Origin of the sequence: Cryobacterium cheniae (genome assembly GCF_004403395.1) — a bacterium.
Taxonomy (GTDB): Bacteria; Actinomycetota; Actinomycetes; order Actinomycetales; family Microbacteriaceae; genus Cryobacterium; species Cryobacterium cheniae.
Genome location: NZ_SOGN01000022.1, coordinates 16,881 through 27,830, shown reverse-complemented (window position 1 = coordinate 27,830; position 10,950 = coordinate 16,881). Strand labels below are relative to the sequence as shown.

Sequence of the window (10,950 nt, the reverse complement as noted above, 5' to 3'; positions counted from 1 at the left end):
TCGAGCCTGTCGAGACCCGAGACCCCGGCGAGCCGAACCCGGGAACTCACGTCGACGCCGGTCGAGCCTGTCGAGACCCGAGACCCCGGCGAGCCGAACTCGGGAACTCACGTTGACGCTGGTCGAGCCTGTCGGGACCCGAGTCGCGGACTTGCCTTCCGAGTCCCTGCCCGATGGCCGGCTGCTGGCCGCCAGGTTCTGGTGGGGTCGTAGCAGAGNGCTGGCCGCCAGGTTCTGGTGGGGTCGTAGCAGAGGGGTGCCCGGACTTCGGGTTTGCCGCGGATCATGCGGATTTCCCAGCCGGAGGTGTCGATGCTGTGGTGGTGGTACCAGCAGAGCAGGACCCCGTTGTCGATGTTGGTTTTTCCGCCGCGGTGCCAGGGGATGACGTGGTGCACTTCGCACCAGGCTGCGGGCACGTCGCAGCCTGGGATGGTGCAGCCGCCGTCGCGGGCGGCGATCGCTCGGCGTTGGGCCCGGTTGAAGAACCGGTTTTCGGTGCTGAGGCTGAGGACTTCGTTGTTGTCGCCGAAGAAGATTTCTTGGAAGCCGCCGGAGCAGAGGGCCTGCACCACGGATTTCATGGAGATGGGGGCGTCGACCCCGTCGATCCAGCCCACCCCATGGTCGGCGAGAAGGTCGGCTTTGTTCACGTGGATCATGACCGTGGGGGCCGCGCCGCCCATGCTGGGGGTGCCCGGGTCGCGGGTGGCGGCTTCGAGGATTCCGCGGAGGATGTCGGCGCGCTTCTCGCCGCCGTTGCGGTCGTCGCTGAGGGCGGCGGCTTCGGCGCCGGGGATGAGCTCTCCGGCATTCATGCGCGCCTGTTCCTCTTCGGTGGGGAATGCGGGCGCGGCGTGGGCGGAGAGGTAGGTGTCGAAGAGGCCGTTCAGGATGCCCCGGAATTCGGGGGTGACACCACCGCGTAAGGGGTAGAGGCCGTCGCGGAGAAGCCCGAACCCCACGGTGCTGCGGGCCTCGGCGACGGGCTCGTTCGGCGCGGTGCCGTCGGGGTCGAGGTGGGCCTGCCACTGGGTCGCGAGACCGCGCACGAGGTCGGCGGGAAACGCGAACCCCTCGCCGGGCAGCCCGGCCGTTTCCTCGGTGACGGCCCCGGTCGCATTCGCGACCAGGGTGCGCTCGGCGACGCCGAGGTCATCGGGCGCGACCCGGGCCGCGACCGTGTCGAGGGCCGTGACGATGTTCTCGGCCGCGTCGACGCCCAGATCACCCGCGGTGAGGGCATCCGCCACGGCCGGGTAGTAGGGCGGCAGCATGCTGGTGCCGGCCAGCCGCGGCGTCACATTGTCGCCGAGCCGCACCCGCCGGTTCGCCTCCCGGGCCGAGATGCGGGTCAGCCGGGTGATCAGGTCGACCCCGCTGCTGGCACCGTTCTTGTGCGCGAGGGACTCGTGGCCGAGGATGCGGCGGGACCGCCCCGCAATGTCGGCGGCGGATGCCACCCTGGCGGCATCGACCCGGCGGCCGAGGTCTTCGACCGTGCGAAGCACCGCCATCGCGTCGGCCTCGTCCAAGAGGGAGAAAGCCACCGAATCGAGCACGGTCGCCGCCAGGTCACGGGCCTGCTGCAGCTGCTGCACCAGGGTAGGTGGGGCCTCGGTAGGCGGGGCCTCGGTAGGCGGGGCCTCGGAAGGAACCGCCTGGGTGGAGGCGGTCGGGCGGTGCGGAGTGGGGGCTCCTGCCATGACCCAATTGTAAATGACTTCGAACCTTGAGTCAAGAGTTTTGCTCAACTCTAGTAATCAATTACCCGACGGTAGTCGCTGTGACGGTAGGCGTCGTGACGTTAAGTCGGAGTTTTTCGGGACACGCCGGGTGGGCTGGCGCCGGGAACGGCGTGTCGCGAAAAAGTCCGGAGTTAGCGTGGGCGCGGATGCCGGTGGGCGGGTTCGGAGGTCGGCTCGCCGGGTTTCGACAGGCTCAACCACCGGGGTGGCTCAACCGCCGGCGTCCGTGCCGCCGGCAACAGTCTCAGCGCGCAGCGGGAGCGTGCGCACGCTCTCGAACCGGCGCACTCCCCCGTCGATGGGATCGGTGAAGGTCACCCCACTCGCCAGGAGCTGGAGCGGGCGGCTGAAATCGTCGATCGCGACATCCTGAACGACGGGGTACACCGGGTCGTCGATGATCGGAATTCCCAGGCCCAACATGTGCATCCGCAGCTGATGGGTCTTTCCGGTGCGCGGGGTCAACCGATAGACGCCTGTGCCCTGCACAACGGTCTCCAGCTCGATCAGCGACTCGGCATTGGCCGGGGCGTCGGTCACCTCGGCCTGCCATCGGCCTCGCCTGGCGGTCAGGTGGTTGCGGACGGTGACGGGGAATTCCAGATCCGGCCGCAGCGGGGCCAGCGCACGGTAGGTCTTTTCGATCTCGCCGCGTTGAAACATCGATTGGTACTCCCCGCGCCAGCGTCGCTCGGTCGCCAGCACCACAATGCCCGACGTCACCCGGTCCAGTCGATGCAACGGCGAGAGCTCGGGCAGCCCCAACTCGGCCCGCAGGCGCACCACCACGCTCTGCACGACGTGCCGGCCGCGCGGAATGGTCGAGAGGAAGGCAGGCTTGTCGATCACCACGAGTCGGGCGTCCCGATGCACCAGGTGGATGACCCCGGGCACAACCGTCTCCTCGGCAAGATCGCGATGAAACCAGACGAAGGTATGCGGGCCGTAGGGGTCGCTGCCGACGACCGGCACGCCCGACTGGTAGCTGAAGCGCTCCCCGGCCAGAAACCCGGCGACGTCCACGAACTGGGGCAACCGCTCGAGCAACCAGGCACCCATCGTCGGCCACGGATGCGGGCGGGTGCGGTCCTCCTCCGGCGTGCACACCCAGGCGGCATCGAGCCCGTGGCGCGGGGGCAACGGAGAGGGCGGGGGCATCCACTGATCGTACGTCGCCCGGCACCCACCCCACCAGCAGGAAGACGCCTGCGGCGAGCCGGAGTGAATTACGACCAACCCCTACAGGTAGTATGTAGCTCACACCCCAACCACTACATATGGTTCCTTCGCCCGGTTCAACGTCCCGCCCGATCGCAGTGGGTACATACGACCCAAGGAGATGGCAACGCGTGTTGAAAATGGAAAATCCCGGCGCAGAAACCCTCGACACCGAGAACACCGAGAACACGGGGAACACTCCGGGCACTCTCATGGTGGCCAAACGGGACGGACGCCGTGTCGCCTTCGATGACGCCCGCATCTACGCGGCACTCGCCAAGAGCTTCACCGAAGTCAACGGCGAGCTGACCCCGCTCACGCACCGCACCATCCGTGACCTGGTCGCTCGCGTCAACCGCGAGATCACCTCGCGCTTCGCGGTGGACATCAAGATCTACGAGGTGCAGAACATCGTGGAGCACGCCCTGCTGGACAGCAAGGAATACGACGCCGCCGAGGCGTACATCAACTACCGCATCCAGCGGGACTTCGCACGCAGCAAAGCCACCGACATCAACCACTCGATCGTCAAACTGATCAGCAAAGACCAATCGGTGGTCAACGAGAACGCCAACAAGGACAGCGACGTCTTCAACACCCAGCGCGACCTGACCGCCGGCGCCGTCGGCAAGGCCATCGGCCTGAAAATGCTTCCCCCGCACGTCGCCAACGCCCACCAGAAGGGCGACCTGCACTACCACGACCTCGACTACCACCCCTATGCGCCGATGACGAACTGCTGCCTCATCGACTTCAAGACCATGCTGAGCCAGGGCTTCCGGATCGGCAACGCCGATGTCGACCCGCCCCGCTCGGTGCAGACGGCCACGGCCCAGATCTCCCAGATCATCGCGAACGTGTCGTCGACCCAGTACGGCGGATGCTCGGGGAACCGCATCGACGAAGTCCTCGCCCCCTACGCCGAGAAGAACCTCGAAAAGCACCTGGCCGATGCCCGGAAGTGGATTTCGGACGAGTCCCAGCACCAGCCCTATGCCGAGGAGAAGACCCTCAAGGACATCTACGACGCGATGCAGAGCCTCGAATACGAGATCAACACCCTGTTCACCTCGAACGGTCAGACCCCGTTCACCTCCCTCGGCTTCGGCCTCGGCACCAGCTGGTTCGAACGCGAGATCCAGAAGGCGATCCTGCAGATCCGGATCGAGGGGCTGGGCAGCGAGAAGCGCACGGCGATCTTCCCGAAGCTGATCTTCACCGTCAAGCGGGGCCTCAACCTCGAACCGACCGACCCGAACTACGACATCAAGAAGCTCGCGCTGGAGTGTTCCACCAAGCGCATGTACCCGGACATCCTCAACTACGACAAGATCGTCGAACTCACCGGCAGCTTCAAGGTGCCGATGGGCTGCCGCTCCTTCCTGCAGGGCTGGACCGACGAGGACGGCAACGACGTCTCCGAGGGCCGGATGAACCTCGGTGTCGTGACGCTCAACCTGCCCCGGATCGCCCTCGAGGCCGCTGGTGACAAGGGCAAGTTCTGGAGCATTCTCGCCGAGCGGGTGAGCACGGCGCGCGACGCCCTGCTCTTCCGGATCGAGCGGTGCAAGGAAGCGACCCCGCAGAACGCCCCGATCCTCTACGTCTACGGCGCCTTCGGCCGGCAGCTGGAGGCCGGCCAGCCCGTCGACACCCTCTTCAAGAACAAGCGTGCCACCGTGTCCCTCGGCTACATCGGCCTCTACGAGGTGGCCGCGGCCTTCTACGGCGGGGACTGGGAATCCAACACCGAAGCGCGGGACTTCACCATCGACATCCTGCGCACACTGCACGAGCGCACCACGGCGTGGAGCGACGAGTACGGCTACCAGTTCAGCGTGTACTCGACGCCGAGCGAGAGCCTCACCGACCGGTTCTGCCGACTCGACACCGAGAAGTTCGGCTCCGTGCCGAACATCACCGACAAGGACTACTACACCAACAGCTTCCACTACGACGTGCGCAAGAACCCGACGCCGTTCGAGAAGCTGGACTTCGAGAAGATCTACCCGACGTTTTCCTCCGGCGGGTTCATCCATTACTGCGAATACCCTGTTCTGCAGCAGAACCCCAAGGCCCTCGAGGCCGTCTGGGACTACTCCTACGATCGTGTCGGCTACCTGGGCACCAACACTCCGATCGACCACTGTTACGCCTGTGGTTTCTCGGGCGACTTCGACGCCACCGAGCGCGGGTTCGAATGCCCCGAGTGCGGAAACGCCGATCCGATGACCTGCGATGTCGTCAAGCGCACCTGCGGCTACCTCGGCAACCCCCAGGCCCGTCCGATGGTGCACGGCCGGCATACCGAGATCACCTCCCGGGTCAAGCACATGGCCGGCGCCACCGGCATCCGTGGGGCGGATGCCGCCGCATCCGTCGCCGAGGATGCGTAACCCCCAGCCCGGCGAGTGGCTGTCGGAGAAGCTGAGCCAGGGGTACGTCGGCGACTACAAACCCTTCGTCTTCGTGGACGGCGAGGGGGTGCGGTGCAGCCTGTACCTGTCCGGTTGCCTGTTCGCCTGTGCCGGCTGCTTCAACGAGGCCACCTGGAATTTTCGCTACGGGCAGCCGTACACCCCTGAGCTCGAGGACCAGATCCTCGCCGACCTCGGCCAGGAGTATGTGCAGGGCCTCACCCTGCTGGGCGGGGAGCCGTTCCTCAACACCGGAGTATGCCTGCCGCTAATCGACCGGGTTCGCCGGGAACTCGGCACGACCAAGGATGTGTGGTGCTGGACCGGCTACACGTTCGAAGAACTGTTGCTGGACAGTGCGGACAAGCTCGCCCTGCTCGGGAGGGTCGACGTTCTGGTCGACGGTCGGTTCGAACTGGGCCAACGCGACCTGGGCCTGCAGTTCCGGGGCAGCAGCAACCAGCGGATCATCGACGTCAAGGCGTCCCTGGCCAGTGGGCAGGTGACGCTGTGGAGCGGGCTGAAGGATGCGACCACCAGCTTCGAACAGATCGAGAAACGAAACCTGATCTAGCGTCAGAACAGCGGCCAGGGCACCGCGGGCATGTCGCCGCGCGGTGCCGGGAACCGGCCCTCGGAGCGGAGCCGGTCGCAGCGCGCGGCCAGTGCCGCGATCTCTACGTCACTGAGCAGCCCGGCGAGGGTGTCCCCGAGCTCACCGGCCAGGAGCGCGCTGACCCGGTCGATCCCGGCGAGCTCGTCGATGCTGAGCTCTCCGCCCAGCCAGCCCCAGAGCACGGTGCGCAGCTTGTGCTCGACATGGAACGTGAGCCCGTGGTCGACGCCATGACGGTGGCCGCCCGGCATCGCCAGGATGTGATCACCCTTGCGATCGGCATTGTTCACGACGATGTCGAACACGGCCATCCGGCGCAGCGCGGCCGAGTCCTCATGGATGAGGGTGACCGCCCGACCATGCTCGTCCCGTCCGTCGAAGACGCGGCACCACCCCGGGGCCGGGTCGGCTTCCCACGGGACCAGGTCGACGGCATCCTGTTCGGGGTCGGCATGCTGCCACAGTTGCACCATCCCCCGGCCCATCGGACCGCCCCGCAGCCAGGTGCGGGGCACGACGTTCCAGCCGAAGGCCTGCGAGACCAGATAGGCCGCGGCCTCACGGCCGGCGAGATTACCGTCGGGAAAGTCCCATAACGGATGCTCGCCCGCGATGGGCTTGTAGACGACCGTGACGCCGCCGATGCTGCCGAGGAAGGTGGCGTTCGAGGCTGTCGTGATGCGTCCCGTCAGTTCAAGCTCACCGTCGAGCTCGCCGTCGTCGAGGGGGGCATCGGGCAGCATCAGGGGCTGCCGGGGAGGGTGCAGACGTGCCCGTCCGGGTCGATCGGGTTGCCGCAGAGAGGGCAGAGCGGGCGGCCGGCTCCCACCACCTCGCGGGTGCGCTTCGCGAAGGCCCGGGCGGTGCCGACGGGCATCCGCACCTGGAGCATCTCCGTTGGCTCCACCATGATCGCGTCCAGTAGGTCCTCGTCGAGCACGTCGTCGATGCCCGGGTCGACTTCCACGACCGGGTAGGCCTCGAGCACGACCTGCACGGTCGACGGGTCCCAGCCCAGGCTCATCGCACCGGTGCGGAATTCCTCCATGACGGGCTGATCCAGCGGCTCATTGTCGACGAGCTCGACGGGGGTCTTGGTCGGGATGCTGAACGGGTTGCCCTCGTGACTCATCAGCTGGTCGAGCATCTCGTCGATCTTCTCGGCGAGCAGAGCGGATTGCTGCTTCTCCAGCGAGACGCTCACGATCTGGGTTCCGGTGCGCACCTGCAGGTAGAACGTGCGAGAACCGGGCAGACCGACGGTGCCGACGACGACCCGATCCGGCCAGGCGAACTCATGGACGATTGTGGGCATGTGGGTATTTTATGCTCCGGGCATGCGCGGCGCCTGACCGGCTCCGCCGCCGATCGGCGCGTCGGCCGGAGGGGCGCCGGCGCCGAGCCAGGAAAGGTCGCCGGCATCCGTGTTGATGGCGTGCACGCTCGGCCGGTTGGGGCCGTAGCGCACAATCGAAACGGATGCCGGGCCCACATCCAGGCGCTGGAAGAGGTCCAGGTGCATGCCGAGCGCGTCGGCCAGAACGGACTTGATGATGTCGCCGTGGCTGACCGCCACCCATACGGCGCCGGGCCCGTGCTCGGCCTCGAACGTCGCGTCATGACGACGGATGGCGGCCACCGCCCGGGCCTGCATGGTCGCCATCGACTCGCCGCCGGGGAAGGTGACGGCCGAGGGCTGTGTCTGCACGGTCGACCAGAGCTGCTCCTTGGCGAGCTCGCCGAGGGCTCGGCCCTGCCACTCGCCGTAGTCGCACTCGGTGATCCCTTCCTCCACCGGAGTCACGAGCGAACCGGTCTGGTGGTCGAGGATGAACCGGGATGTTTCTCGGCAGCGTTCCAGGGGGCTCGAGACCACGCCGACCAGCGGCACCACGGCCAGACGCTTGCCGGTGAGAGCGGCCTGGTCCTGCCCGATCTGGTCGAGAAGTACCCCCCTGGTGCGGCCGGCCAGCATTCCGGTGGCGTTGGCGGTGGTGCGGCCGTGCCGCACGAGGATGACTGTGGCCATGGGTACAGCCTAGACAGGCGGGTCCGGGTTCCCACCGACTGCCTGCTCCCCTAGGGTGTGAACACCGTTGACTCCAGGAAGCAGAAGCATGAATTTCGTTTTTCCCGGCAAGACAGCCCTCGTCACGGGCGCCAGCTCGGGTATCGGCAGTCACTACGCCCGGGCGTTCGCCGCGAGGGGGACGAACCTGGTCGTGGTCGCCCGTCGAACCGACAAGCTGGAGGCGCTCGCATCCGACTTGCGGAAGAAAAACGGGATCGACGTCACCATCCTGTCGCAGGACCTGAGCGAGTCCGGCGCGGCCGCGGCCATTGAGCAGGCACTCCTCGACCGGGAGATCACCGTCGATGTTCTGGTGAACAACGCGGGATTCGGCACCAATGCGCGCCTGGTCGACGAAGACCGAGCCCGCCTGCGAACGGAGATCGCTCTGAACGTCGGCACGCTGGTCGATCTGACGGCCGCCTTCCTGCCCGGCATGGTGGCCCGGGACTCGGGCGTCGTCGTGAACATCGCCAGCACCTCGGCGTACCAGCCCGTTCCCGGGATGGCGGTCTACGCGGCAACGAAGGCGTTCGTCCTGTCGTTCACCGAAGCCGTCTGGGGCGAGACCCGCGACACCGGAGTGCGGGTCTTCGCGGTGAGCCCGGGTGCCACCGACACCGAGTTCTTCGATGTCGCCGGCTGGCAGTCGCCCGGCAGACGGGTGCCGGCCTCGGATGTCGTCGACGTGACCCTGGCCGCAATCAATGCCCGGAAATCGGTGCCGTCCGTGGTGGTCGGTGCGCGCAACCGGGTCACCTCATCGCTCGTGAAGTTCGTCCCACGCAAAACGGTGATCGCACTCGCCGGTTCGATCTTCCTGCCCCGGGGGTAGGGTGGCGCCGCCGTGCTGCTCGTCGTGGCGAGTCTGAGCGTGTGGGTGGGCCTGATCTTTCCGGCGTGGGCATTGGTGATCAGCGTGTTCCTGCTGGTGCGGAGCTACCGCAAGCCCGCGCAGCTCCTCTAGACCGCACAAATCAGTTGGTCGGGTCGGTTCAGTTGGTCGGGTCCGTTCAGTTGGTCGGGTCCGTTCAGCTGGTCGGGTCCGTGATGAACCCCTCCTCGATCATCCAGGCATAGGCCACATCGGCGGGTTCGTCACCGTCGACGTCAACCTGGCGGTTCAGGCCGCGCAGAACCTCGTCGGTGAGCTTCGGCGAAATCTCGGCGAAGATCTCCTCCAGGCCGGGGTGGGCCTCTATCGTCTCGGTGAAGAACACCGGCGCCACGTTGTACGCCGGGAAGAACGCCAGGTCGTCGACCAGAACGATGAGGTCGAGCGCGTCGAGGCGGCCGTCGGTGGTGAAGACCTCACCGAAGTTGCAGGCTCCGTCGTCCGTCGCACTGTAGATCGCACCGGTGTCGTAGATGCCGATGTTGCTGTCGGGCACGCCGTCGGCGGCACCGCGTTCCAGCCCATAACGGGCGAGCATGGGGTTCATGCCATCCGGCCGGGAGTTGAATTCGGCTTCGACGCAGAAAGTTCGATCCTCCACCGGCAGCGCGGCGAGTTCGGACATGGTCGTGATGCCGCCGAGCTCGACGACCGCCTCACTGCGCACCGCCATGGCGAAAGTGTTGTTCATCGGCGCCGGCGTGCCCCAGGTGAGACCGTTGTCGATGTCCAGGTCATGCACGGCTTGCCACATTTCGTCCTGGTCGCTGATCGACTCTTCCTGACCGAGGTAGGTCAGCCACGCCGTTCCGGTGTATTCCCAGAGCACGTCGGCCTGGCCGGAGAGGAGGAGCTCGCGGGTCGGCTGGCTGCCGGGCAGATTACTCAGGTCGGTGACGTCGAATCCCGCGGCGGTCCCGGCGAGCACCGCGATCTTGCCGAGCAGCAGCTGCTCGGTGAAGCTCTTGGACGTGACCGTGAGTTCGACGCCCTCGGCACCGTCGAGTGGGGTGATCGATCCGGGTCCGAGTGCGGGCACGTACGAGGTCGACGGCTGCAGGCCGCACCCGGTCAGGGCGACGGCAGACAGGGCGAGCACACCGGCGGCCAGACCCCAGCGGCCGAGGGGCGTGCGGCGGGTGAGAGACGAGGAGCGGTACATCTAGAGTCCCTTCGGGCGGGCGACGTGTTCGACAACGCGTCCGACCCAGTCGATGAGCAGGGCGAGAAGGGCCACGAGCAGGGCTCCGGTGACGAGCACGGGGGTGAGGCTGAGATTGACTCCGGTGATGATCAGGATGCCGAGTCCCCCACCGTTGACGAACGTGGCCAGGGCCGCGGTGCCCACCAGCAGGACGAGGGCGGTCCGCACGCCTGACAGCATGACCGGCACGGCGAGCGGAAGCTCCACGCGAAACAATACGGCTGCGGAGCTCATGCCCATGCCTCGTCCGGCTTCGATGAGGCGGGCATCGACCTGCTGCAGGCCGACCATGGTGTTGCGCAGTACCGGGAGTGCAGCGTAGAGGACGAGGCTCAGCGTCGCGGCCCAGAAGCCGAAACCGACCCAGAAGGCGAGCAGCACGACGACGCCGATCGCGGGGGCGGCCTGTCCGACGTTGGCGATCGCGAGCACTGGGGCGGTCAGAAACCGCAGGGGCCTGCGGGTCAGGGCGATTCCCAGGGGAATCGCGATGACCAACACGATCACCGCGGCGAGCAGGGTGAGCTGGATGTGCTCCACGGTGTAGCCCCAGAGCGCCGCCGGGGCGAGGGTGGTGAGCTCGATCGGCGAGAGGTCGGCCGTCCGGAGCCAAATCACGAGGGCGAGGAACGCCACCAGGATACCGGCCAGCTGGTAGACCAGGCCCCGCCAGGATTGCCACCCCAAGCGGGCACGGCTGACCGGTACGGCCGGCGCGGCCGGGTCGCCCGGCGTTTCGACGGCGGAGTCGCCCCCGGCGATGCCGGCTTCTGTATTCAGG

10 protein-coding genes are annotated in these 10,950 nt (G+C 67.0%); 3 read left to right on the top strand and 7 right to left on the bottom strand.

Annotated features, from left to right (window positions below; all coding sequences use genetic code 11):
- Nucleotides 1-107 precede the first annotated feature (107 nt).
- Both E3T23_RS03750 and E3T23_RS03745 read right to left on the bottom strand, forming a co-directional pair.
- Nucleotides 108-1,517 carry an HNH endonuclease signature motif containing protein gene (locus E3T23_RS03750; protein ID WP_478213374.1) on the bottom strand — a complete coding sequence of 470 codons (1,410 nt, stop codon included), beginning with the start codon at nt 1,515-1,517 and terminating at the stop codon, nt 108-110.
- A gap of 441 nt (nt 1,518-1,958) precedes the next feature.
- On the bottom strand, nt 1,959-2,906 hold the full coding sequence (locus E3T23_RS03745) for a pseudouridine synthase (protein ID WP_134369073.1): 948 nt from the start codon (nt 2,904-2,906) through the stop codon (nt 1,959-1,961).
- A gap of 200 nt (nt 2,907-3,106) precedes the next feature.
- Between E3T23_RS03745 and nrdD the strand changes: the two genes are divergently transcribed.
- The gene (nrdD, locus tag E3T23_RS03740) at nt 3,107-5,362 is read left to right on the top strand and encodes an anaerobic ribonucleoside-triphosphate reductase (RefSeq protein WP_134369078.1); all 2,256 of its coding nucleotides are present in this window, start codon (nt 3,107-3,109) and stop codon (nt 5,360-5,362) included.
- Complete coding sequence (gene nrdG / locus E3T23_RS03735; protein ID WP_134369072.1) at nt 5,355-5,957, top strand: anaerobic ribonucleoside-triphosphate reductase activating protein; 603 nt, start codon at nt 5,355-5,357, stop codon at nt 5,955-5,957. Before nrdD ends, nrdG begins: the two co-directional genes overlap by 8 nt.
- A 2-nt stretch (nt 5,958-5,959) precedes the next feature.
- Here nrdG and E3T23_RS03730 read toward each other — a convergent pair whose 3' ends face one another.
- The 3 genes from E3T23_RS03730 to E3T23_RS03720 are packed head-to-tail and all read right to left on the bottom strand — an operon-like array spanning nt 5,960 to nt 8,028.
- Nucleotides 5,960-6,742, bottom strand: a complete 783-nt coding sequence (locus E3T23_RS03730; protein ID WP_134369071.1) for an SCO1664 family protein — start codon at nt 6,740-6,742, stop codon at nt 5,960-5,962.
- Nucleotides 6,742-7,314, bottom strand: coding sequence for a DUF3090 domain-containing protein (locus tag E3T23_RS03725; protein ID WP_134369070.1), 573 nt, complete (start codon nt 7,312-7,314; stop codon nt 6,742-6,744). Before E3T23_RS03725 ends, E3T23_RS03730 begins: the two co-directional genes overlap by 1 nt.
- 9 nt (nt 7,315-7,323) lie before the next feature.
- The gene (locus tag E3T23_RS03720) at nt 7,324-8,028 is read right to left on the bottom strand and encodes a histidine phosphatase family protein (protein ID WP_134369069.1); all 705 of its coding nucleotides are present in this window, start codon (nt 8,026-8,028) and stop codon (nt 7,324-7,326) included.
- An 88-nt stretch (nt 8,029-8,116) separates the two neighbouring features.
- On the opposite strand from E3T23_RS03720, the gene E3T23_RS03715 reads away from it, so the two are divergent.
- Nucleotides 8,117-8,905: an SDR family NAD(P)-dependent oxidoreductase gene (locus E3T23_RS03715; RefSeq protein ID WP_134369068.1), complete on the top strand. Its 789-nt coding sequence runs from the start codon at nt 8,117-8,119 to the stop codon at nt 8,903-8,905.
- Nucleotides 8,906-9,101: 196 nt separating this feature from the next.
- Here E3T23_RS03715 and E3T23_RS03710 read toward each other — a convergent pair whose 3' ends face one another.
- Nucleotides 9,102-10,127 (bottom strand): glycine betaine ABC transporter substrate-binding protein, encoded by a 1,026-nt coding sequence (locus tag E3T23_RS03710; protein WP_134369067.1) that lies wholly within the window; start codon nt 10,125-10,127, stop codon nt 9,102-9,104.
- Nucleotides 10,128-10,856: an ABC transporter permease gene (locus E3T23_RS03705; protein WP_134369077.1), complete on the bottom strand. Its 729-nt coding sequence runs from the start codon at nt 10,854-10,856 to the stop codon at nt 10,128-10,130. It lies immediately after the preceding gene.
- Nucleotides 10,857-10,950 lie beyond the last annotated feature (94 nt).